The sequence below is a fragment of the Methylibium sp. T29 genome (genome assembly GCF_000576205.1).
GTDB lineage: Bacteria > Pseudomonadota > Gammaproteobacteria > Burkholderiales > Burkholderiaceae_C > Methylibium > Methylibium petroleiphilum.
The window spans coordinates 15745-39318 of the sequence record NZ_AZND01000003.1; the positions used below are offsets into that span (position 1 = coordinate 15745).

Here is a 23574-nt window from a genome sequence, read left to right on the forward strand (position 1 = left end):
AAACCGACAATACGGCCATATTGCCGCCAACCGCAGCGCGTTCAAATGGACTTGATGCTCACCGTTGCCACCTGAGCAGTACATCGACCGCATGCGCGAGACCTGACGCCGCCAAATACATCACGATCCAGAGCGGGGAGGCGCCAGTCAGGGCCTCTCGCAAGCCCAGCATCAGGCACAGCCCCGACACGAGGTTGACGGCAAAGTCGCCGACCGGCACGCCCTTGCCGGTGCGACGGTGGTACAGCGCCAGCGCGAGGCCTTCGAACAGCGTCAGGCCGATCACCAGATCGATGACTGTGGCGCTCGATAGGCCTTCGAGCACGGCGACCTCAGGCACCGAACGGGCCGTTGAGCCGGACGGTCGCGAGGTTCAGGAAGCCGGCGAACGCCACCCACGCGAGGTAGGGCAGCAGCAGCAGGCTCGCGATACGCGCATAACGGGCCAGCACCCCAATCAGCAGCAGGATCGACAGCCAAAGCAGCAACACCTCGAACAGCGCCCAGTCGGGCCGGTGCAGGCGGAAGAACAGCAGACTCCACAGCACGTTCAGGAAACCATTGAGCGCGAACAGCGCCAGCATCCACTCCCGGTCGACCCGCCGCGGCGCGCGGCGCCACGCGATCACGCCGGCCATGGCCGCCAGCGCGAAGATCGCCGTCCACGCCGGGCCGAACAGCCAGTCAGGGGGCTTCCAGGGCGGCTGCACGAGCCGCTGATACCAGGGGCCCAGATCGGTCATCAAGCCACCGAGGCCGGCCACCGCGAGCGCGGCGGCCGCCGCGATCAGGACAGGCTTGAGGAGACCACCGCGTGAGGTCATGCGCGCACCAGCCCCAGCAGGTGCCCCATGTCCTTGAAGAAGATGCGTACGTGGGCCATCGGCTTCTTGCGCACCAGTTCCTTGTTCATGTACGACTCGAAGGTGAGCTGCTGCACGTCGCGGTCCTCGCAGATCGTGACGAAGCGCTCGCGGCGGCGGTCGCTGGAGTACCAGAACCACTGCATCACGCCGAGCACGCGAAACACCGTGCCGTGGGCCTTCATGAAGCGGCGCCGCGCCTGCCGCAGCAGCGGCCGTCGCCGGTCTGCAGCGCCGACTCGACCGCCTCGGCCGCGAGGCGCCCGGAGGCCATCGCGTAGTAGATGCCCTCGCCCGAGGCCGGCGCGACCACGCCCGCGGCGTCGCCGGCCAGCAGCACGTCGCGGCCGTTGTCCCAGCGCCGCAGCGGCTTCATCGGGATCGGTGCCCCCTCGCGGCGCAGCGTCTGTGCGTCCTGCAGGCCCGAATCGGAGCGCAGGCGGCCGACGGCGGCGCGCAGTGAGAAGCCCTTGTCGGCGCTGCCGGTGCCGATGCTCAGCGTGTCGCCATGAGGAAAGACCCAGCCGTAGAAGTCGGGCGACAGGCTGCCGCGGTAGTAGACGTCGCAGCGCGACCCGTCGTAGCCGACCGGCTTGGCGGGCGGTGCGCGGACGATCTCGTGGTACGCGAACACGCAGGGGTTGCGCTCGGCGCCCGCGATGGCCTGGCGGGCCACCGCCGAGCGCGCGCCGTCGGCACCGATGACGCAGCGCGCACGCACGCTGCGCGGCACGCTGGCGGCGTCGCCGGGCCGCTCTCGGGCCTGGTAGTGCACGACGCTCACACCGTCGTCGTCGCGCGTGAGCCGCTCGAAGCTGCCGATCTGCCGTTGTGCACCGCTACCGGCGGCACGCGCGCGCAGCCACTCGTCGAAGGCATCGCGGTCGACCATGCCGACGAAGCCGTTCTCGATCGGGATGTCGACCCGCTTGTCGGTCGGTGACACCATGCGTGTCAACCTGCTGAAAGCGCGCAGCCGGCGCGCCATGCGCTGGCGCTACACCGGTCTCAATCGGGGCTCCACACGCCCAGCGCAGCCTGCAACCGCTGCGCTTCGCGGATTGCGTCGGCGCTCGACATGGCGCTGGCGCGCGCGAGCTCGGCGTTCTGGTGCGTGGTCGCGTCCAACGTCTGCAGCCGCGTGTTGATGTGCTCGACGCCGGCGCATTGCTCCTGCGCCGCGAGGCTGATCTGCGAGATCATCGCGCTGACCTCCTTCACTTGCTGAGCCACGCCATTGATGCGTGTGCCGACCTGGGCCGCCAGCTTCTCGCCGACGCCGGTCTGCTGCTGGGATTCGTCGACCAGGTGCTTGATCTCCCTTGCCGCGGCGCCGCTGCGCTGAGCCAGCGTGCGCACCTCGCCGGCGATGATGTTGAAGGTGCGGCCCTGTTCGCCGGCACGGCTGGCGGCGGCGGCGGCGTTGAGCGCCAGGATGCCGGTCTGCAGCGCGATCTCGTCGATGACGTGGCTGATCTCGCCGATGCGCCGGCTGCACGCGGTGATGTCGTGCATGGCGGTGTGCATGGCGGCGGCAGCGGCGCAGGTCTGGTCGGCTTCGTCGGAGGCCTGGTGCGCCGACCGGCTGGCCTGGGTGGCCGCATCGGTGTTGCGCTGACTCAGCGCATCGATGTCGGCGGTGCTGCGCGTCACGGCCTGCACGTCGTCGGCCTGGCTCGCCGAGCGCTCGGCGAGGCGGCTCGCGCCGTCGGCCAGTTCGTCGACCACCGAAGCGACCTCGGCGGCGTGGAGCCGAGCGTCACCGAGCACAGCGGTCATCTTGGCCACCATCTGCCCGAGTGCGAGATTCAGCTCGAGCAGTTCGCCGGCCGTTCGCGTGTCGTCGAACTGCCGCGTGATGTCGCCGCCGGCGATGGCCATCGCGGCATCGAGCGATTGGCGCAGCGGCGCGACCACGCGCTGCAGGAAATACACCGCCACCGCGATCGATGCCATCAGCCCGATCGATCCACCGACCAGGGCCCAGACGCGCCAGCCCCCGCTCATCGCCATCGGCACGGCCAGCGCATCGGGCCATAGCGCACCGACAAGCAGCAGAGTGAACAGCAATGCGAGGATCGCGGCGGTACCCTGCATCCGCCACTGCACCGGCAGGTCCAGCGGGTTTCTCACGGCCCTGACGAGCGCGCGCCATCCGGTCTCGACGATGCGCCCGGCACGCAGCACGTAGTGCGCGCCGGCGCCGGCCCGCCAGAGGCCGTAGACCTGCTCCGCCTCGCGGACCTCGGCATCCGCGGGTGGGCACTGCACCGACGTAAAGCCGACGGTCTGCCGGTCCTTGAACATCGGGATGATGTTGGCCTTGACCCAGAAGGCGTCGCCGGAGCTGCTGCGGTTCTTGACGAGCCCCGTCCAGGGCCTTCCGGCATGGAGAACCGCCCACATGTCCGCGAACACCTTCGGTGGCATGTCGGGATGCCGCACGATGCTGTGCGGTGCACCGAGCACCTGTTCCATCGCGTAGCCGCAGGTCTGCAGGAAGGCCTTGTTCGCGAAGCTGATCGCGCCCTGCAGGTCGGTGGTGGTGATCAGCGGCGCCTGCTGCACTGCCGAGACGATGCCGGCGGCGCCGCCCTGCTGGATGGGTCTGTGATTCACGCTGTCTCCGTCCGCGCCTTGCGCTGTTGTGGGGTACACCTCCCGCCGACAGACGGGGTCGGGTCGCGGCAGCCCCTCACGCAAGCTTCGAACCCGTCGGCGTCACGGTCAGCGAACGCGACGAACGGCCGGCCGACTTTCGGCACGGCACACAGAGTGATCAGTCCGTTACCAGCGCCGCTCGGTCCGGGCGTGGTCGCCGACCCACCACCCGAGGCTTGGGCTCAACCGAAGTCTGCAACTGGGCATGGATGAGACGCTGCCCCTGCGCGGTCAGGAACTGCTCGAATGCCACCGCCACCTGCGGCAGCTGTCGCGACGCCAGGTGCAACACGAACCACTCACGCTCGACAGGGTTGCTGTCCAGCGGCAGCAGTTGCAGCAGATCGGCGTCGAGCTCGAGCCGGCAGGTGTGCAAGGACAGGAAGGCCACGCCGAAGCCCGCCACGCACATCTGCTTGATGGCCTCGTTGCTCGACAGCTCGGAGCCGATGCGCAAGGTGATGGCCTCGTCCTTGAACAGGCGCTCCAGCGTCGTGCGGGTGCCAGAGCCGCGCTCACGTGCCAGCAGGCTGGCACCCTCCAGATCGGCCAGCGTCAGCCTGCGCTGCGCCATCAACGGGTGGCGCGGCGACGCGATGAAGGCCATCGGGTGCTTGGCAAAGGCTGTCGCCACGGTCTTCAGCTCTCCGGGCGGGCGGCCCATGATCACCAGGTCGACCTCCTGGGCCGCGAGCATCCGCACGATCTCGTCGCGGTTCCCGACGCGCAGCTTGACCTTCACGTTGGGATGCTCGTTCGCGAAGCTCACCAGCAACGGCGGCAGCAGGTATTCAGCGGTCGTCACGGCACCGACGCGCAGCGTGCCCGAGAACACGCCTCGCAGCGTGGCCATCTCGTCGCCGACGTCGCGCCACAGGTCGAGGATGCGGCCCGCATAGGACGCCATCAGGTCGCCCGCCGGCGTGAGTCGCACACCGCGGCCCTCGCGCTGCAGCAGCGGCGTCCCGGCCGATTCCTCCAGCAGCTTGAGCTGGATCGAGACCGCGGGCTGGGTCAGGTAGAGCTCGCTCGCGGCACGCGACACGCTGCCCAGCCGAGCGACGGCATGGAATGCCGAAAGCTGGCGCAGCGTCGCGTTCTTAAGCATTTGCAAACACCAATGTTTTGCTGAACATAATTAATTTTTATATGTGAAGACAGGTTCGTATATTCATGTCCATCAACGGTTTGGCAGGTCATTGCAAGGCCTGTACCGCCAAGCCCTTGCATGCAGAACCGCCAACCAAACCGCCGTCGAGCAAGGAGAGTGCCGTGGGCAAGATGAACGAACCAACGCAGATCACCGACACCAAGAAGCGCTATGCCGCCGGTGTCCTGAAGTACGCCCAGATGGGCTACTGGAACGGCGACTACGTGCCGAAGGACACCGACATCCTGGCGCTGTTCCGCATCACGCCGCAGGACGGCGTCGATCCGATCGAGGCCGCCGCCGCGGTGGCCGGCGAGTCCAGCACCGCGACCTGGACCGTGGTGTGGACCGACCGCCTCACCGCCTGCGACATGTACCGCGCCAAGGCCTACAAGGTCGAGCCGGTGCCCAACAACCCGGGACAGTACTTCTGCTACGTCGCCTACGACCTGAGCCTGTTCGAGGAAGGCTCGATCGCCAACGTCACCGCATCGATCATCGGCAACGTCTTCAGCTTCAAGCCGCTGAAGGCCGCACGCCTGGAGGACATGAAGTTCCCGGTCTCCTACGTGAAGACCTTCGCCGGCCCGCCGACCGGCATCGTCGTCGAGCGCGAGCGGCTCGACAAGTTCGGCCGCCCGCTGCTGGGCGCCACCACCAAGCCCAAGCTGGGCCTGTCGGGCCGCAACTACGGCCGCGTGGTCTACGAGGGCCTGAAGGGCGGCCTCGATTTCATGAAGGATGACGAGAACATCAACTCGCAGCCCTTCATGCACTGGCGCGACCGATTCCTGTTCGTGATGGATGCGGTCAACAAGGCCAGCGCCGCGACCGGCGAGGTCAAGGGCAGCTACCTGAACGTCACCGCCGGCACGATGGAGGAGATGTACCGCCGCGCCGAGTTCGCCAAGGAGCTCGGCTCCGTCATCATCATGATCGACCTGGTGGTCGGCTACACGGCGATCCAGAGCATGAGCAACTGGGCGCGCCAGAACGACATGGTGCTGCACATGCACCGCGCCGGCCACGGCACCTACACGCGCCAGAAGAACCACGGCGTGAGCTTCCGCGTGATCGCCAAGTGGCTGCGCATGGCTGGCGTCGACCACCTGCACACCGGCACCGCGGTCGGCAAGCTCGAGGGCGACCCGCTCACCGTGCAGGGCTATTACAACGTCTGCCGCGACACGCACACCAAGGTCGACCTGCCGCGCGGCATCTTCTTCGACCAGGACTGGGGCGCACTGAAGAAGGTGATGCCAGTGGCCTCGGGCGGCATCCACGCCGGCCAGATGCACCAGCTGATCGACCTGTTCGGCGACGACGTGGTGCTGCAGTTCGGCGGCGGCACGATCGGCCACCCGCAGGCATCCAGGCCGGTGCCACCGCCAACCGCGTCGCGCTCGAAGCCATGGTGCTGGCGCGCAACGAAGGCCGCGACATCAAGAACGAAGGTCCGCAGATCCTGCGCGATGCCGCCAAGAGCTGCACGCCGCTGGCCGCCGCACTCGATACCTGGGGCGACATCACCTTCAACTACACGTCCACCGACACGTCGGACTACGTGCCCACGCCGTCGGTCGCCTGAGCACGACCTCCCCGCACCTCCTGGAGTACCCCATGCGCATCACACAAGGCACCTTCTCCTTCCTGCCCGACCTGAGCGACGAGCAGATCAGCCGTCAGGTCAGCTACTGCCTCGACAAGGGCTGGGCCATCGGCCTCGAATACACCGACGACCCCCATCCCCGCAACACCTACTGGGAGATGTTCGGCAACCCGATGTTCGACGTGCAGGACGCCGCCGGCGTCATGCTCGAGGTCAAGAGCTGCCGCAAGACCTTCCCGAACCACTACATCCGCCTGACCGCGTTCGACTCGTCGCACGGCACCGAGTCGGTGGTGCTGTCTTTCATCATCAACCGCCCCAGCGAGGAGCCCGGTTTCCGCCTGATCCGTACCGAGGAGCCGGGCCGCACCTTGCGCTACAGCATCGAGAGCTACGCGGTCCAGGCCGCCGCGGAAGGCGCACGCTACTGATCGCGCCGCGCACCGAGATCGCTGCCATGGACGAGACCTCCTCTTCCGCCCCCTCCCCGCGTGCGCTGTTCGAAGCCTCGGGCGTGCGCACGCTGCTCGAGCAGCTCGATGCCGAGTTGGTCGGTCTGGCGCCGGTCAAGGGGCGCATCCGCGACATCGCCGCGCTGCTGGTGATCGACAAGCTGCGGCAGCAACAGGGGCTGCAGTCGCAGCCCCCTTCGCTGCACATGTGCTTCACCGGCAACCCCGGCACCGGCAAGACGACGGTGGCGATGCGCATGGCTGCGGTGCTGAAGCAACTGGGTTATGTGCGCAAGGGCCACCTCGTCGCGGTCACGCGCGACGACCTGGTGGGCCAGTTCATCGGCCACACCGCGCCCAAGACCAAGGAGGTGCTGAAGAAGGCGATGGGCGGTGTGCTGTTCATCGACGAGGCCTACTACCTGTACCGCCCCGAGAACGAACGCGACTACGGGCAGGAAGCGATCGAGATCCTGCTGCAGACGATGGAGAACCACCGCGACGACCTGGTGGTGATCCTCGCTGGCTACAAGGACCGGATGGACACCTTCTTCGGCAGCAATCCGGGGATGGCCTCTCGCATCGCGCACCACATCGACTTCCCCGACTACAGCGAGTCGGAGCTCATGCAGATCGCAACCCTGATGCTGCAGGGCCTGAACTACCGCTTCGACGACGAGGCCGAGCCGGCCTTCGCACGCTATGTCGGCCTGCGGCGCCAGCAGCCGCACTTCGCCAACGCCCGCTCGGTGCGCAACGCACTCGACCGCATCCGGCTGCGCCATGCCACCCGCCTGTTCGACGATGACAGCGCGCTGACGCGCGATCAGCTCTGCACGCTGCAGGCGCAAGACATCCTGGCCAGCCGCGTGTTCGAGACGGCCAGCCTCGAAGGAGACTGACATGGGCATCGACGCGCTCATCTTCGACGTGGACGGCACCCTCGCCGACACCGAGGAAGCCCACCGCGTGGCCTTCAACCTGGCATTCGATCGCTACGGTCTGGGCTGGAGCTGGAGCCGCACCGAGTACCGCGGCCTGCTCGACGTCACCGGCGGCAAGGAGCGCATCACCAGCTACATCCAGTCGCTGCCGATCGCACCGACCGACCGGCGCCGCCTGCTGGAGCTGGTGCCGCACCTCCACCGCGAGAAGACGCGCTTCTACAGCTCGATGGTGAACGACGGCGGCATCGTGCTGCGCGACGGCGTGGCGCGACTGCTCGAAGAATCCCTGCATGCCGGTCGACGTCTCGCGATCGCCAGCACCACCAGTGCGGTCAATGTCGACGCCCTGCTGCAGTCGACCCTCGGCGCTCGCGGACTGGAGATGTTCAGTGTGATCGCCTGTGGCGACCAGGTGAAGCAGAAGAAGCCCGCCCCCGATATCTACCAGCTCGCGCTGCGAACGCTCGGTCTCACGGCCGACCGCGCCGTGGCGTTCGAGGATTCGTCCAACGGCCTGCGCTCCGCCGTCGCGGCCGGCCTGTGGACCGTGATCACACCGACCTTCTGGACCGAGGGCAGCGATTTCACCAGCGCCGGCCTGGTGTTGCCGCGCCTCGGCGACCCCGAGAAGCCCCTGAGCGACGAGCCCGGCCGTCAGCTGCAGAGATCCGCCTGGCTGAGTTTCGACGAACTGTGCGCACTGGCCCGCCCCGCTGCACCGCTGGACAGCGTCCAGGCCCTTTACCGGGGAATCGCCTGATGAGCGCCATCCGCATCGCGCCCAGCCTGCTGTCGGCCGACTTCGCCCGTCTCGGTGACGAGGTCCGATCCGTCATCGAGGCCGGTGCCGACCTGATTCATTTCGACGTGATGGACAACCACTACGTGCCGAACCTGACCATCGGCCGCTGGTATGCCAGGCCATCAAGCCGCACGCCACGGTGCCGATCGACGTGCACCTGATGGTGAAGCCCGTCGACGCGCTGATCCCGATGTTCGCGCAGGCCGGCGCCGACATCATCTCCTTCCATCCCGAGGCGAGCGAGCATGTCGACCGGACGATCCAGCTGATCCGCTCGCACGGCATCAAGGCAGGCCTGGTGCTGAACCCGGCCACGCCCTTGAACGTGCTGGATCACGTCCTGGATCAGCTCGATCTGGTGCTGCTGATGTCGGTCAACCCCGGCTTCGGCGGCCAGAGCTTCATCGAGGGCACGCTGCCGAAGATCGAAGCGGTGCGCCGGCTGATCGATCGCAGCGGCCGCGATGTGTGGCTCGAGGTCGACGGCGGCGTGAAGGTCGACAACGCCCAGCGTGTCGGCGCCGCCGGGGCCGACACGCTGGTCGCCGGCTCGGCGGTGTTCAACAGCGCCAGCTACGCCCAGGCGATCGCCGGCATCCGCGACAACGCCCGCCTGGGGCAACGCGCATCGAACCGCATGGCGGGCGACGGGGCGACATGATGAACTTCGACGCCATCGCCTTCGACCTCGACGGCACGCTGGTCGACAGCGCACCCGACATTGCGCACGCGCTGAATGCCGGCCTGGACGAGGTGCGCCTGCAGCGCTTCGATCTCGCCCGCGTGCGCGGCTGGATCGGCGACGGCCCGGACGCGCTCATCGCGCGAGCGATGAATGCGCAGGACCTCGACGCGGTCAGCACCGCGCTGCTGACGCCGCGCGTGCGCGCCGCATTCGATCGCGCCACGCTCGCGGCGCCGCTGCAGCATGGCCAGGTCTACGACGGCATCGCCGAGCTGCTGGCGCAGCTGAAGCCGCACCGACCACTCGCCGTCGTGACCAACAAGCCGACCCGGCTCGCCCGTGCCGTGCTGGAGGCTGCCGGGCTGCTGGACTGCTTCGCCACCGTGCACGGCGCCGACACGAAGGCGCAACGCAAGCCTTCGCCACTGCTGCTGGAAAACGCGGCAGACCAGCTCGGCGTCTCGACGGGTCGCCTGCTGATGGTGGGCGACAGCATCCTCGATCTGCGAGCGGCCCACGCGGCGGGCGCGCAGGCCGCGCTGGTGCAGTGGGGCTACGGTCACCTGACCGTGCCCGAGACCCTCGACGCCTGGCGCGTGGCGACGCCGGCGCAGCTGGCGGCCCGACTGCACCTGCAGTCCGCCCCCTGAGCCCAGAACACCTAAGGAGACCGTCATGCCCACTGGAGGAAAGTCGACCCTCACGCAGTTCCTCATCGAGGAACGGCGCAAGCACCCCGCCGCGACCGGCGAGCTCAATGCACTGATCACCGACGTGTCGCTCGCCTGCAAGGCGATCTCGCGCAAGGTGGCGTTCGGCGGGCTGGCCGGCGTGCTGGGCAGCGCCGGCTCCGGCAACGTGCAGGGCGAGGAGCAGAAGACGCTCGATGTGCTGAGCAACACGATGTTCCTGCGCGCCACCGAATGGGGCGGGCACGTGGCCGGCATGGTGTCCGAGGAGCTGGAGGCGCCGTACACGCTGCCGCCGCAGTACGCCCGGGGCAAGTACCTGCTGATGTTCGACCCCCTGGACGGCTCGTCGAACATCGACGTCAATGTCACCGTCGGCAGCATCTTCGCGATCCATCGTGCGCCGCAGCCACGCCAGGACCCGCAACCGCAGGACTACCTGCAGCCGGGCACGACGATGGTCTGCGGTGGCTACGCGATCTACGGGCCGTCGACGATGCTGGTGCTGACGCTGGGCGACGGCACGCACGCCTTCACGCTCGACCCGCAGCTCGGCGAGTGGGTGCTGAGCCATCCGAACCTTCGCATCCCCGAGAAGACCCGCGAGTTCGCGATCAACGCGTCGAACAGCCGCTTCTGGGAGCCGGCCGTCAAGCGCTACGTCGACGAGTGCCTGGCCGGCAGCACCGGCCCGCGCGGCACCGACTTCAACATGCGCTGGATCGCATCGCTGGTCGCCGAGACCCACCGCATCCTGATGCGCGGCGGTGTCTTCCTCTACCCGCGTGACAGCAAGGATCCGAACAAGGCCGGCCGACTGCGCCTGCTTTACGAGGCCAACCCGATCTCCTTCCTGATCGAGCAGGCCGGCGGCATGGCGAGCACAGGCCGCAAGCGCCTGCTGGAGGTGCAGCCGGAAGACATCCATCAGCGCATCGGCTTCGTGTTCGGCTCGACCGAGGAGGTGGCCCGCATCGAGGCCTACCACCGCGACGAACCTCCGACCCCCTACAACTCGCCGCTGTTCGGCAAGCGCGGCCTGTTCGCGGAAGCCGGCTGACACGGCAACCGCCGCCCGTTCTTCTCCTTCTTCATAGGCGCAGCCATGTCCGCATCGCATCCCATCATCGCCATCACCGGCTCGTCGGGTGCAGGCACCACGTCGGTGACCCGCACCTTCGAGAACATCTTCCGCCGCGAAAGCATCCGCTCCGTCATCATCGAGGGCGACAGCTTCCACCGCTATGACCGCAAGGCGATGAAGGCGGCGATGGCGGAACACGAGACCGCCGGCAACCCGCACTTCAGCCACTTCGGCGAAGATGCCAACCTGTTCGCCGAACTCGAGCAACTGTTCCGCGGCTACGGCGAATCCGGCACGGGCCAGGCGCGCAAGTACCTGCACAACGCCGAGGAGGCAGCCCCCTACAAGCAGGAGCCCGGCACCTTCACCCCCTGGGAGACGCTGCCGGACAGCGAACTGCTGTTCTACGAGGGGCTGCATGGCGGGGTGAAGACCGACAAGGTCGACATCGCTCGGCATGCCGACCTGCTGATCGGCGTGGTGCCGGTCATCAACCTCGAATGGATCCAGAAGCTGCACCGCGACCGGAACGCGCGCGGCTACTCGACCGAGGCCGTCACCGACGTGATCCTGCGCCGCATGCACGAGTACGTGCACTACATCTGTCCGCAGTTCACGCGCACCCACATCAACTTCCAGCGCGTGCCGGTGGTCGACACCTCCGACCCGTTCATCGCCCGCACCATCCCGACGGCGGACGAAAGCCTGGTCGTGATCCGCTTCGCCGACCCGCGCGGATTCGACTTCCCCTACCTGCTGAGCATGCTGCACGACTCCTTCATGTCGCGCGCCAACACGCTCGTTGTACCGGGCGGGAAGATGGAGCTGGCGATGCAGCTGATCTTCACGCCGATGGTGATGCGCCTGATCGAGCGGCGCAAGAAGCGGCTCGCGGCCTGATCGCAGCGCGGCGCATCGTGCCGCCCCGCCATCGGCGCGACCCCCAAGAACCTCATCCCCGGGCTCCCCCATGAACGCTACACCCGACACCCTGGCCCTGCGCAGCCAATGCGCCAATGCCATCCGCGCCCTCGCGATGGACGCCGTGCAGGCAGCCAATTCCGGCCATCCCGGCATGCCGATGGGCATGGCCGATATCGCCGAGGCGCTCTGGCGTCACCACCTGAAGCACGACCCGGCCGATCCGAAGTGGATCGACCGCGACCGCTTCGTCGTTTCGAACGGCCACGGGTCGATGCTGCTGTACGCGCTGCTGCACCTGAGTGGCTACGACCTGCCGATCGACGAGCTCAAGCGCTTCCGCCAGCTGCACTCGCGCACGCCGGGCCACCCCGAGATCGACGTCACGCCCGGTGTCGAAACCACCACCGGCCCGTTGGGCCAGGGGATCAGCAATGCCGTCGGCATGGCACTGGCCGAGAAGCTGCTGGCCGACGAGTTCAACCGCCCGGGCCATGCAGTGATCGATCACCGCACCTACGTCTTCCTCGGCGACGGCTGCCTGATGGAAGGCATCAGCCACGAGGCCTGTTCGCTGGCCGGCACCTGGCAGCTGAACAAGCTGATCGCCTTCTACGACGACAACGGCATCTCGATCGACGGCGACGTGAAGGGCTGGTTCTCCGATGACACGCCGGGCCGCTTCGAGGCCTACGGCTGGACGGTGCTGCGGGATGTCGACGGACACGACTTCGCGGCGCTCGACCGTGCCATCGCGCAGGCCCAGGCCTCCGACAAGCCCGTGCTGGTGTGCTGCAAGACGCGCATCGGCCAGGGTTCGCCGAATCGCGCCGGCACCGCCAAGGCTCACGGCGAGGCGCTGGGCGAGGCCGAGATCGCGCTGACGCGCCAGGCACTGGGCTGGACGGCGGCGCCGTTCGATATCCCCGAAGCGATCGAGCAGGCCTGGTCGGCGCTGGAGCCCGGCGCTCGCCGGCGGCGCGACTGGAACGACCGATTCGGCGCCTATGCGAAGGCCTATCCCGAACTGGCCGCGGAACTGCTGCGCAGGCTGTCCGCGACGCCCGCACTCGACCACAGGACCGAGGCTGCACTGGCGTCGGCGATCGAGGGCGCAGAGGCCCGGCATGCCGCCGTGGCCACCCGCAAGGCCTCGCAAGACGTGCTGCAGGAGGTGGGACCAGCCATGCCCGAGCTGCTGGGCGGCTCGGCCGACCTGACCGGCTCCAACCTCACGGACTGGAAGGGCCACCGTCCGCTCAAGGGGCGCGGCACCGGCAACCACGTGCACTACGGCGTGCGCGAGTTCGGCATGGCCGCCATCATGAACGGCGTGGCGCTGCACGGCGGATACCGGCCCTTCGGCGGTACGTTCCTGACCTTTGCCGACTATGCGCGCAATGCCATCCGCATGTCGGCGCTGATGCACCTGCCGGTCGTCTACGTCTTCACGCACGACTCCATCGGTCTCGGCGAAGACGGCCCGACCCATCAGCCGATCGAGCATGCGTCGAGCCTGCGGCTGATCCCCAACGTCGACGTCTGGCGCCCGGCCGACGCGACCGAGACGGCCGTCGCGTGGCGCCAGTCGCTGCGGCGCGATGACGGCCCCAGCTGCCTGCTGCTGTCGCGCCAGGCCCTGCCACACGGCGGTGACGGGCGCGAACGCATCGAGAACATCGCGCGCGGTGCCTACGTGCTGCGACGCCCCGAGGGCGAGCGCGTCGCGCTGCTGGCGAGCGGCTCGGAGATCGGCATCGCACTGCAGGCCGCCGCGCTGCTGGCGGCTGACGGCATCCCCGCGCGCGTCGTGTCGGTGCCCTGCCTCGACGCCTTCGATCGCCAGGACGCCGCCTACCGCAGCGCGGTGATCCCGCGTCACCTGCCGCGTCTGGCGATCGAGGCTGGCAGCACCGGTCTGTGGTGGAAGTACGTGGGCGAGCGTGGCGACGTGATCGGTCTCGACCGCTTCGGCGAATCGGCGCCGGCCGCGCAATTGTTCAAGTTGTTCGGACTCACGGCCGAGGCCGCCGCCGAGCGCGCGCGACAGCTGGTCCGTCCGCAAGGCGCCATCGCGGCCGACAGCGAGTTCGGCACCGAACTGAACGCCGTGCTGTCGTCCAACTGAGCCGTTCCCGCCCCCCTCTCCCCTTCACTCCCATTTCACGAAGAGGCTGCCTTGACCACACGCATCGCCATCAACGGCTATGGCCGCATCGGCCGGAACGTTCTCCGCGCGCTGTTCGAATCCAAGCGCACCGGCGCGGCACGCGACATCGAGATCGTCGCGATCAACGATCTGGGCAATGCCCAGACCAACGCCCACCTGACCCGCTTCGACACCGTGCACGGTCGCTTCGGCCTGCCGGTCAGCCACGAGGGATCGGACCTGGTGGTGGATGGGCATCGCATCCACGTCAGCTCGATCCGCAGCCCCGCCGAACTGCCCTGGAAGCAGCACGGCATCGACATCGTCATGGAGTGCACAGGGCTCTTCACCAGCAAGGCCAAGGCCGGGGCTCACCTGGCCGCCGGGGCGAGGAAGGTGCTGATCAGCGCGCCCGGCGGCGCCGACGTGGATGCGACCGTCGTCTACGGCGTCAACCACGGCGTGCTGCGGGCCGGGCACACCGTGGTGTCGAACGCCTCCTGTACCACCAACTGCTTGGCACCGGTGGCCAAGGTGCTCAACGACGGCATCGGCATCGCCAACGGCCTGATGACCACGGTGCACAGCTACACCAACGACCAGGTGCTGACCGACGTGTACCACGAGGACCTGCGCCGCGCGCGCAGCGCCACGCAGTCGATGATCCCCACCAAGACCGGCGCCGCCGCAGCGGTGGGCCTGGTGCTGCCCGAACTGGCTGGCCGACTCGACGGCTTCGCGGTGCGCGTGCCGACCATCAACGTCTCGCTGGTCGATCTGGTGTTCACTGCCCAACGCGATACCAGCGTCGACGAGGTCAACGCGCTGATGAAGACGGCCGCGGCCACGGGCCCGCTGGCCGGCGTGCTGGGCTACACCGACGAGCCGCTGGTGTCGATGGACTTCAATCACGACGCGCGCTCCAGCGTGTTCGACGCGAGCTGCACCAAGGTCTCGGGCCGGCTCGTGAAGGTCTGCGCCTGGTACGACAACGAGTGGGGCTTCAGCAACCGCATGCTCGACACCGCCCTGGCGATGGCCCGGGCCTGAAGGCGAACGCGGAGCGCGACATGGCCTTCATGACCCTGGACCAGATCAACCTGCGCGGCCAGCGGGTGTTCATCCGCTGCGACTTCAACGTGCCGCTCGATGCCGCCGGTCGCATCACCGACGACACCCGCATCCGCGCCAGCATCCCCGGCATCCGCCACGCGCTGACCCAGGGGGCGCGCGTCATGCTCGCCTCGCACCTCGGTCGACCCGGCGAGGGCGCACTGACGCCGGCCGACTCGCTCGCACCGGTAGCGCGCCGTGTCGGTGAACTGCTCGACCGCGAGGTGCCGCTGATCGGCGACTGGCTCGCACGGCCTTTCGACGTCACCCCCGGGCAGGCCGTGATGCTGGAGAACTGCCGCGCCAATGTGGGCGAAAAGGCCAACTCGCGCGAGCTGGCGCTGCGCATGGCCGAACTGTGCGATGTCTATGTGAACGACGCCTTCGGCACCGCCCACCGCGCCGAGGCCACGACGGAAGCCCTGGCGCGCGTTGCCCCGGTGGCCTGCGCCGGCCCGCTGATGGCGTCGGAGCTGAACGCGCTCGGACGCGCACTGGCTCGGCCGGCCCGGCCTCTGGCGGCCATCGTCGGCGGTTCGAAAGTGTCGACCAAGCTGTCGGTGCTGAAGTCGCTGGCCGACCAGGTCGAGTTGCTGGTGGTCGGTGGCGGCATGGCCAACACCTTCCTGCTGGCCGCCGGGCAGAAGGTGGGCAAGTCGCTGTGCGAGCCGGACATGGTCGAGACGGCCGCGCAGGTGGCCTCGACGCTCGCAGCGCGCGGCGCCGAGCTCTTCATGCCGATCGACGTGGTGACCGCCACCGAGTTCTCCGAGCACGCCATCCCGGCGATCAAGGCGCTGAGCGAGGTCGGGCCCGACGACCTGATCCTCGACTTCGGTCCTCGGTCGATGCAGGCCCTCGTCGAGCGACTGGCGCCCTGCAAGACCATCGTGTGGAACGGCCCGCTGGGCGTGTTCGAGATCGAGCAGTTCTCCTACGGCACCCGCACGCTGGCCACCGCCATCGCCGCATCGCAGGCCTTCTCGATCGCCGGTGGCGGCGACACCGTCGCCGCGATCAACCGCTTCGACGTGGCCAAGGACATCGACTATGTCTCCACCGCCGGCGGTGCCTTCCTCGAGTTCCTCGAGGGCAGAACGCTGCCCGCTGTGAAGGCGCTCCAGGACCGCGCCGCCTGAGGCCCCGTCCCGCCCCTTCCCGATCCTGACGAACCCCGCAACCGGAGCCGACCCATGGCCATGATTTCCCTGAGACAGCTGCTCGACCACGCCGCCGAGCACGGTTATGGCGTACCCGCCTTCAACGTGAACAACCTGGAGCAGATCCAGGCCATCATGCAGGCTGCCCAGAAGACCGACAGCCCGGTGATCCTGCAGGCCTCTGCCGGCGCACGCAAGTACGCCGGCGAGCCCTTCCTGCGCAAGATGGTCGAGGCCGCCGCCGAGATGTACCCCGACATCCCGATCGTGATGCACCAGGACCATGGCGCCAGCCCGGCTGTATGCATCCAGTCGATCCGCTCCGGATTCACCAGCGTGATGATGGACGGCTCGCTGCTCGAAGATGCCAAGACGCCGGCCAGCTACGAGTACAACATCGACGTGACGCGCCGCGTGGTCGACATGGCGCATGCGATCGGCGTGTCGGTGGAGGGCGAACTCGGCTGCCTGGGTTCACTCGAGTCCGGCATGGCCGGCGAAGAGGACGGGGTCGGCGCTGAAGGCGTGCTGACCCACGAGCAAATGTTGACCGACCCGGAGCAGGCGGCCGACTTCGTGGCCAAGACGGGTGTCGATGCGCTGGCCATCGCCATCGGCACCAGCCATGGCGCCTACAAGTTCAGCCGCAAGCCGACCGGCGACATCCTCGCGATCGACCGCATCAAGGCGATCCACGCGCGCATCCCGAACACGCACCTGGTGATGCACGGCTCGTCGTCGGTGCCGCAGGAATGGCTGGCGATCATCCGCGAGCACGGCGGCGACATCAAGGAGACCTACGGCGTGCCGGTCGAGGAGATCCAGGAAGGCATCCGCTTCGGTGTGCGCAAGGTCAACATCGACACCGACATCCGGCTGGCGATGACCGGTGCGATGCGCCGCGCGATGGGCAAGGACCGCAGCGAGTTCGATCCACGCAAGTTCCTGAAGGACGCCACCGCCGCGGCGCGCGACGTGTGCGTCGACCGCTTCCAAGCCTTCGGCTGCGCCGGCATGGCCTCGAAGATCAAGCCGGTGTCGCTGGAAGCCGGCGCGAAACGCTACGCCTGAGCTGAATCGGCTCACGCCGTCACGGGGTGCCCTGGGCACCCCGTTTTCATTTGATCGGGATGGTCAGCGCCCGGTCGATCGGCACGGCGGTGACGCTGTTCTGCGGCGAACCCTCGATCACCCGATCGGAATAGGTCAGGTAGACCAGGGTGTTGCGCGCCCGATCGACCATGCGTACCACGTGCAGGCGCTTGAACACCAGCGACTGGCGTTCGCTGAACATCTCTTCCTGCTCCGGCAGGGGCTTCAGGAAGCTGATGGCGCCGGTCTGCCGGCAGGCGATCGAGGCCTCCGCCTTGTCCTCGGCCAAGCCGACGGCTCCCTTGATGCCGCCGGTCTTGGCGCGCGAGACGTAGCAGGTCACGCCAGCGACCTTGGGGTCGTCGTAGGCATCGACCACGATCTTGTGGTCCGGCCCGATCAGCTTGAACACGGTATCGACCTCGCCGACCTGCTGCGAGCTCGCGCTCGCCGTCACACCGAGCCCCGCGGCCAGCAGCAGGAAGGTCATCGTTCTCATCGCTCTCTCCTGACGGCGCACAGCGGCCGCCCTGGTTTCACAGGCGGTCGGACACGCCCACGCGCACCGGCGGCACCGGTCCGCGGACTTCGGCCGGCCGCACGATACCTGCCACGGCATGGCTGCGATCGGCCGTGTCACGCGGTGTGGCCGCGGCCAGCGGCCGACCATCCCGGCCGACGAGACTGGCCACGACCGGCTCGTTCGCCTTGACGCCGCGCCGCGTGACGACGGCCACCTCACCGCTGGCCAGCTTGACGTAGCTGCCGGGCGGGTACATGCCGAGCGACTTGATGACGGCCGAACCCACCACATCGGGCCGCCCGTCCGGCCCCAGGCAGGCCGCACGCGCCGCCAGGGTGGCCGGCATCCCGGCCCGGAATCGGCGCGAACTCATCTTGGCGGTGAAGACATCGACGCGACGCACCACGCTGGCCAGGCGCTGGGTCGGGCTGAGCGCCGCGAAGCCGGTCTCCGGCGGCGGATCGGTGTGGTGCAGTTCGACGATCTCGAGCCAGACCGGATCCTGCACACCGACCTGCCGCAGCAACTGGGCACCGGCCTGCGCATGACCGTCGATGACGCGCCGCTGGTCCAGCGTCGGAGTGCGCTCGCGATGGATCAGCTCGTTCTGCAGCTCCATCATGCTGAGGTTCATTGTCAGCGTCGCGAGCGCGGCGGATTGGCGCTCGGCATCCCCGACGTTCAGATGGTGGAGGCACAGGTCGACCACCACCGCGCAGAACAGCGCGTGCTGGCTGCTGTAGTGATCCTGCACCCGCTGCGCGCTCTGCACCTGCAGGTAGAGCGCCATGTCGGCGTCGCGCTCGACCAGTGCCCGGATGCGCCGGCCGACCCCATCGATCAGCGAGACCCACGCCCCTTCCTGGCCAGGCGCCCGCAACAGCGTGAGCAACTGGTGGTGGATCGCTGTCAGGTCGGACGGCAGGGCTGCCTGCGAAGGGGACACTAGGTCGTCGCCGGCTGCCGCACTGGGCTCGGAAGGCTCCGGGTAAGAGGTCAGCGAGTTCAATCGGGGAATCTCCGGTGTGTCACGCTCAGCGTCCACCCGCAAATGTAACCGTGCCGATCACTCGTACATCAGTCGAACCTCATTCCCCTACAGAAGCGGAGCGAACGCCATCGCCTCGCCCAGGCGCACTGCCCGTCCGGGCTCCCAGCCCGGATCGAAGCGGACCGAACCCTGCGGAAACAGTGCCACGACGGTCGACCCCAGCAGGAACCGCCCCATCTCCTCACCCTGCCGCAGCCGCAGTTCGCGGTCGGCATAGCGCCACTCGCGCAGCCGGCCGCTGCGCGGGGGATTCACCTGGCCGTGCCAGACCGTGGCCATGCTGCCGACGATGGTCGCCCCCACGAGCACCAGCACGAAGGGCCCCAGCGGTCCGTCGAACTCGCAGACCACCCGCTCGTTGCGCGCGAACAGCCCCGGGACACCGCGCGCGGTGACCGGGTTGACCGAAAACAGGTCCCCCGGCACGTGGATCATGCGCAGCAGCCGGCCGTCGCAGGGCATGTGGATGCGGTGGTAGTCACGCGGACTGAGGTAGAGCGTGGCGAACTGCCCGTCCTGGAAGCGCGCCGCCAGCTCCGCGTCGCCACCGACCAGCGCGCGGGTCGAATAGTGGTGCCCCTTGGCCTGGAAGATCTGGTCGCGCTCGATCGCGCCGAACTGGCTGATCGCGCCGTCGACCGGACACACCAGTTCGGCCGACGCCAGCGGGCGGGCGCCGGGCGCAGCGCCCGGGTGAAGAAGTCGTTGAAGCGGGTGTAGCGGGCGATGTCGGGCTCGGCCGCCTCGCTCATGTCGACCCGGTACTTGCGGACGAAGCGACGGATGATGGCGGTCGTGATGCCGCCCCAGCGCCCCGAGGCCACGAAGCCGGCAAACACCGTCAGCGCCCGCTGGGGCACCAGGTACTGCAGCAGCACGGGAAGTCGTTCGGACACGAGGCAAGGACACGGAGCGGAGGCGCAGCAGTGTAGCGAGCGCCGAGCCGCGTCCGCGGCACGATCGGCTCGGTCATTCCGTCAGCGGAAGCTCCAGCGTGAACTCGGCGCCCCCGTCCGGGTGGTTGCGCGCACTCAGCGTGCCACCGTGCTGCTCGACGATGCCGTAGCTGATCGACAGACCCAGGCCCGTGCCCTTGCCCACCGGCTTGGTGGTGAAGAAGGGGTCGAAGATGCGCGTCAGGTGCTCGGACGGGATGCCGGGTCCGTTGTCGCGCAGGCGCAGGCGGACCCGCGAGCCGTCCTGCTCGGTATCGATCCACAGCACCGGGCTCTCGCCAGCACGGCTGGCCGCGGCGTCGCAGGCGTTCTGCAGCAGGTTCATCAGCACCTGCTGCAGCTGGCCCGCACTGCCGGTCACCGTGCAGGGAGGGCCCGGCGTCCATTTCATTTCGAAGCTGGGCGCGGTGCCCTTGCTGACCCAATGGATCGCCCGTTCGATCACGTCGTTCAGCAGCACCGGCACACGCGCCTCCGGGTCCATCGCCGAGAAGCGCTTCAGACCGTTGACGATGTCGGCGGTGCGTTGCGCGCCCTCGAGCGTGCCCTCGATCAGCGACGGCAGGTCATTCAGCAGGTGCTCGATGCGCAGCTTGCTGCGCATCTCGGCGAGCCGGGCCGGCGGCTCGTCCGCATGCACGGCCTCCAGGTAGGTTCGCAGCCGGTCGCTGTAGCGGCTGAGCGCATGGACGTTGCCGAGCACGAAGCTGATCGGGTTGTTCAGCTCGTGCGCCACGCCGGCCACCAGCCGGCCCAGCGAGGCCATCTTCTCGGAGTGGAGCAGCTGCTGCTGCGCGCGCTTGAGCGCCTCGTGCGCGGTGCGCAGCTCGTGGAAGGCCCGCTTGATCTCGGCCGTAGGGCGGCCGACGAACACCGTACCGACGCGCCGGCCGTTCGGCGCGATGCGCGGCGTGCAGTTGGCGTCGACCGGCACGCTCTGCCCCTGCGCATCGAGCAGGTTCAATTCGACGGCCTCGCCTTGCCGCGACGGCGTCGCGTTGGCCAGCACCTGGCGCACGCTTTCGCCGCTGGCCTCGTCGGCCAGCAGGTCGTGGAACAGCATGCCGCGCAGCGTGGCATCGCTGCGACCGACCAGCTCGCGCAGGGCGGCATTGGTCTCTTCGATCACGCCGTGTTCGTCGCACACCAGCAGCACATCCGACATGGCGGACAACACGCTGAAGATGAACTGCTGGGATTGCTCGAGCTCGGTGTTCTTCTGCTCGAGCTCGATCTCGTCGAGCACCAGCTGTGAATACACCTCGTCCATCTTCTGGATGACGTCCATCCAGGTCGATTCGTCGACGCCCTCGATCTGGCCGGGTTGCCCCGCGTCGGTGGCTGCCGGCGGGGCACTCAGCGAGGGACGGGGAGGCAGGGAGCGGGCCATCGAGACAGGGGCGCGAGCGAATGAATATCCATTTGAGCACGATGCATGCCCAGCGACGCTCCCCATGTCCGCACCGCTGGCCGATGGGTCAGAAGTTGGCCGTCAGCGTCAGGCGCAGACTCCGCGGTTCGACGGGGTGGAAATGGATGTCGTCCACGCCGCCGGCCGGTTCCCCCTGCAGGCGGGACGGGTAGTAGTAGTCGATGTCGCTGGCCTTGCGGTCGAACAGATTGAAGACATCCAGCGCGAGCTTCACGTCCGTGCTGACCTTGTAGCCGACACGCAGGTAGGCCAGGGTCGTGGCACTCGATCGCACGCTGTTGTCCTCGATCAACGGTCGGGGCCCGAAATAGCGCAACTGAAACTGCCCGAACCAAGGCCCCAGGTCGGTCACGGTCACGCCCAGCGAAGCGACCCGGTTCACCGCACCCGGGATGTGGTTGCCGACCGTCGGATCGGGATCGTCCTCGCTGAAGCGCGCCCGCGAGGCCGCGAGATCCAGATCGAACAGCAGCCAGGGTCGGACCACGTAATGGTTGTTCCATTCGATGCCGTAGCGCTTGCTGGCCCGGTTGGGTTCGGTCTCGCCGGCATCACCGACGAACAGCAGTTCGGAGTCCAGCTTCAGGTGCCAGAGCGCCAGAGAACTCTGCAGACCCGGCACGAGTTCGGTGCGAAGGCCGAGTTCCCCGCCCTTGGAGCGAACCAGCGGGTCGACCGCCTGGACTGCCACGGTCGGATCCTTGGCCGCGACCTTGGCGGTCGCACCGCGTGCGTCGTTGCTGTGATAGCCGTAGCCGTAGTTCGCGAAGTACTCGGTCTTGCTCCACGGGCCGAAGATCAGCGACAGCTTGGGCGACGCGATGCTGTCGTTCTTCTTGCCGCTGTTCTGGGGAATCGAGCTGTCCACGTCGAACGCGAACCGATCGAACCGCAAGCCCGCCACGCTGCGCAACCACGGCAGCCATTGCGTGGCGTTCTCGCCGTAGACCCCGACGCTGGTCTCGCGAACGCGTGACTCCTGGGTGGTACTGACGCGCTGCCGCGCCACGTTGCCGTACAGGCCCACGGGATCGAGCCGGTCGTGCCGGACCTGTGCCCCGAGGGTGTTGATCACCTCGCGGCCCTCGAAGCTCATGTTCCAGCTCCGGCTGGTGTTCAGGCCGACCACCTTGCGGCGTTCCGCCTGCTCGAACTGGTCACCGTTCGCCACGGTCGGGTCGAGGTCCACCGGGTTCTCGAGGAAGAAGGTGAAGTTGGAGAAGAGGTTCAAGCGCGACTGGACGGCATAGGCGCTGAACTTGAAGCTGCCGTCGTCGAGCTTCTGCGTCAGGTCGTACGAGAGGCTGTAGCGCGAGGTCTCGCCGCCATCGGTGGGATCGAACGCGCCGAAGCGCCCGATCAGGCCCTGGTCGACGGCACGCTTTGGAATCTGGTCGGTGGAACTCCACTGGGCCGAATAGCCCATCGCGGTGATCACGGACCGCGTCTGGGCGTCGCCGAAGCTGTAGCGCAACACACCGTTCAGGCGGCGGAAATTTTCGGGGTTGTCCCAGGGCCCGTCGTTGTGCCCGGCCTCCAGCGCATAGAGCAACTGCCCATCGCCCACAGCACCGGAGTTCGCCAGCAGGCCCCTGCGGTAGCCGTTCTCGCCGAAGGTGATCGAGCCGATGCCCTTGGGCAGCGTGTCGACCAGGCGGATGTGCGCGGCGCCGGCCGAGGCGAAGTCGCCCTCCTCCGCGTAATAGGGCCCCTTGCGGTAGTTGATGCGATCGACCAGCTCCGGGATCAGCCAGTTGAGATCGCTGTAGCCGTGACCATGGGCGTGCGTGGGCATGTTGACCGGCATTGCGTCGACGAAGGTCGCGAAGTCGGTGCCGTGGTCGAGGTTGAAGCCCCGCAGGTAGTACTGGTTGGCCTTGCCGTCCCCGCTGTGCTGCGACACGATGACGCCCGGCACGAACTCCAGCACCTCGGCCGGCCGCAGCGTCGGGCGGTTCTCGATCAGCTTGGCCGTGACGGTGCCCTGGCTTGCGGCGTCCGAACTGCCGATCGAGTTGTTGTAGTTGCCCTGCACGACGATCGGCTCGAGCTGAGTGATCGGCACCTCCGGCGCTGGTGTCTGTGCCACGGCGCTGTTGCTCAGCGCCACCAGCGAGATCGCCTGCAGCGCCAGGTTGAACGGCCATTGCCGATGGGAGGACACCGCGGCGAAGTCCCCGCTGCGAGCCTCCCGGTTGGGCTTGCTTTCGTGCATGGCTTTGTCTCCTTCCTGAT

At 68.0% G+C, this 23574-nt stretch carries 20 protein-coding genes and 3 pseudogenes; 12 read left to right on the plus strand and 11 right to left on the minus strand.

The window, feature by feature from the left end:
* Positions 1-58 precede the first annotated feature (58 nt).
* From x551_RS00965 to x551_RS00985, 6 genes are all read right to left on the minus strand, one after another.
* On the minus strand, positions 59-340 hold the full coding sequence (locus tag x551_RS00965) for a hypothetical protein (RefSeq protein ID WP_231497547.1): 282 nt from the start codon (positions 338-340) through the stop codon (positions 59-61).
* Positions 333-824 (minus strand): TspO/MBR family protein, encoded by a 492-nt coding sequence (locus tag x551_RS00970; protein ID WP_036230484.1) that lies wholly within the window; start codon positions 822-824, stop codon positions 333-335. Before x551_RS00970 ends, x551_RS00965 begins: the two co-directional genes overlap by 8 nt.
* A complete protein-coding gene (locus x551_RS26715; protein ID WP_051511765.1) occupies positions 821-1048 on the minus strand; it encodes a hypothetical protein in 228 nt (75 codons plus the stop codon). The genes x551_RS00970 and x551_RS26715 overlap by 4 nt, the downstream gene beginning before the upstream one ends.
* Complete coding sequence (locus x551_RS00975; RefSeq protein WP_253950264.1) at positions 1045-1812, minus strand: geranylgeranyl reductase family protein; 768 nt, start codon at positions 1810-1812, stop codon at positions 1045-1047. Before x551_RS00975 ends, x551_RS26715 begins: the two co-directional genes overlap by 4 nt.
* Before the next feature lie 59 nt (positions 1813-1871).
* Complete coding sequence (locus x551_RS00980) at positions 1872-3482, minus strand: methyl-accepting chemotaxis protein (protein ID WP_036230487.1); 1611 nt, start codon at positions 3480-3482, stop codon at positions 1872-1874.
* Between the two features lie 160 nt (positions 3483-3642).
* Complete coding sequence (locus x551_RS00985; protein WP_011830364.1) at positions 3643-4632, minus strand: LysR family transcriptional regulator; 990 nt, start codon at positions 4630-4632, stop codon at positions 3643-3645.
* Between the two features lie 173 nt (positions 4633-4805).
* Between x551_RS00985 and x551_RS00990 the strand changes: the two are divergent.
* The 12 genes and pseudogenes from x551_RS00990 (at position 4806) to fba (ending at position 17356) form a co-directional block, all read left to right on the plus strand.
* Positions 4806-6262: pseudogene (locus tag x551_RS00990) on the plus strand (form I ribulose bisphosphate carboxylase large subunit).
* Positions 6263-6294: 32 nt separating this feature from the next.
* A complete protein-coding gene (locus x551_RS00995) occupies positions 6295-6714 on the plus strand; it encodes a ribulose bisphosphate carboxylase small subunit (protein WP_011830366.1) in 420 nt (139 codons plus the stop codon).
* Positions 6715-6740: 26 nt separating this feature from the next.
* Positions 6741-7637 (plus strand): CbbX protein, encoded by an 897-nt coding sequence (cbbX, locus tag x551_RS01000; RefSeq protein WP_011830367.1) that lies wholly within the window; start codon positions 6741-6743, stop codon positions 7635-7637.
* A 1-nt stretch (position 7638) separates the two neighbouring features.
* Positions 7639-8442, plus strand: coding sequence for an HAD-IA family hydrolase (locus x551_RS01005; RefSeq protein WP_011830368.1), 804 nt, complete (start codon positions 7639-7641; stop codon positions 8440-8442).
* A pseudogene (gene rpe / locus x551_RS01010) lies at positions 8442-9145 on the plus strand (ribulose-phosphate 3-epimerase). The gene x551_RS01005 and the pseudogene rpe overlap by 1 nt, the downstream one beginning before the upstream one ends.
* Positions 9145-9819, plus strand: a complete 675-nt coding sequence (locus x551_RS01015) for an HAD-IA family hydrolase (RefSeq protein ID WP_036230520.1) — start codon at positions 9145-9147, stop codon at positions 9817-9819. The pseudogene rpe and the gene x551_RS01015 overlap by 1 nt, the downstream one beginning before the upstream one ends.
* A gap of 25 nt (positions 9820-9844) precedes the next feature.
* Positions 9845-10918: a class 1 fructose-bisphosphatase gene (locus x551_RS01020; RefSeq protein ID WP_011830371.1), complete on the plus strand. Its 1074-nt coding sequence runs from the start codon at positions 9845-9847 to the stop codon at positions 10916-10918.
* 45 nt (positions 10919-10963) lie between these two features.
* Positions 10964-11842, plus strand: a complete 879-nt coding sequence (locus tag x551_RS01025; protein ID WP_011830372.1) for a phosphoribulokinase — start codon at positions 10964-10966, stop codon at positions 11840-11842.
* A 70-nt stretch (positions 11843-11912) separates the two neighbouring features.
* Positions 11913-13991 (plus strand): transketolase, encoded by a 2079-nt coding sequence (gene tkt, locus x551_RS01030; RefSeq protein WP_011830373.1) that lies wholly within the window; start codon positions 11913-11915, stop codon positions 13989-13991.
* 51 nt (positions 13992-14042) lie between these two features.
* Positions 14043-15062, plus strand: a complete 1020-nt coding sequence (gap, locus tag x551_RS01035) for a type I glyceraldehyde-3-phosphate dehydrogenase (protein WP_036230494.1) — start codon at positions 14043-14045, stop codon at positions 15060-15062.
* A gap of 20 nt (positions 15063-15082) precedes the next feature.
* Entirely contained in the window at positions 15083-16264 is a 1182-nt protein-coding gene (locus tag x551_RS01040; protein ID WP_036230497.1) for a phosphoglycerate kinase, read from the plus strand.
* A gap of 54 nt (positions 16265-16318) precedes the next feature.
* Positions 16319-17356 carry a class II fructose-bisphosphate aldolase gene (fba, locus tag x551_RS01045; RefSeq protein ID WP_036230500.1) on the plus strand — a complete coding sequence of 346 codons (1038 nt, stop codon included), beginning with the start codon at positions 16319-16321 and terminating at the stop codon, positions 17354-17356.
* Between the two features lie 46 nt (positions 17357-17402).
* Here fba and x551_RS01050 read toward each other — a convergent pair whose 3' ends face one another.
* The 5 genes and pseudogenes from x551_RS01050 to x551_RS01070 all read right to left on the minus strand — a co-directional run bounded on the left by x551_RS01050 (position 17403) and on the right by x551_RS01070 (position 23554).
* The gene (locus x551_RS01050; RefSeq protein ID WP_231497552.1) at positions 17403-17867 is read right to left on the minus strand and encodes a CreA family protein; all 465 of its coding nucleotides are present in this window, start codon (positions 17865-17867) and stop codon (positions 17403-17405) included.
* 46 nt (positions 17868-17913) lie between these two features.
* Positions 17914-18909 carry a hypothetical protein gene (locus tag x551_RS01055; protein ID WP_152543355.1) on the minus strand — a complete coding sequence of 332 codons (996 nt, stop codon included), beginning with the start codon at positions 18907-18909 and terminating at the stop codon, positions 17914-17916.
* 87 nt (positions 18910-18996) lie between these two features.
* Positions 18997-19847: pseudogene (gene asd, locus x551_RS01060) on the minus strand (archaetidylserine decarboxylase).
* A gap of 73 nt (positions 19848-19920) precedes the next feature.
* Positions 19921-21195, minus strand: coding sequence for an ATP-binding protein (locus x551_RS01065; RefSeq protein WP_231497553.1), 1275 nt, complete (start codon positions 21193-21195; stop codon positions 19921-19923).
* A gap of 190 nt (positions 21196-21385) precedes the next feature.
* Positions 21386-23554, minus strand: coding sequence for a TonB-dependent receptor (locus tag x551_RS01070; RefSeq protein ID WP_036230503.1), 2169 nt, complete (start codon positions 23552-23554; stop codon positions 21386-21388).
* Positions 23555-23574 lie beyond the last annotated feature (20 nt).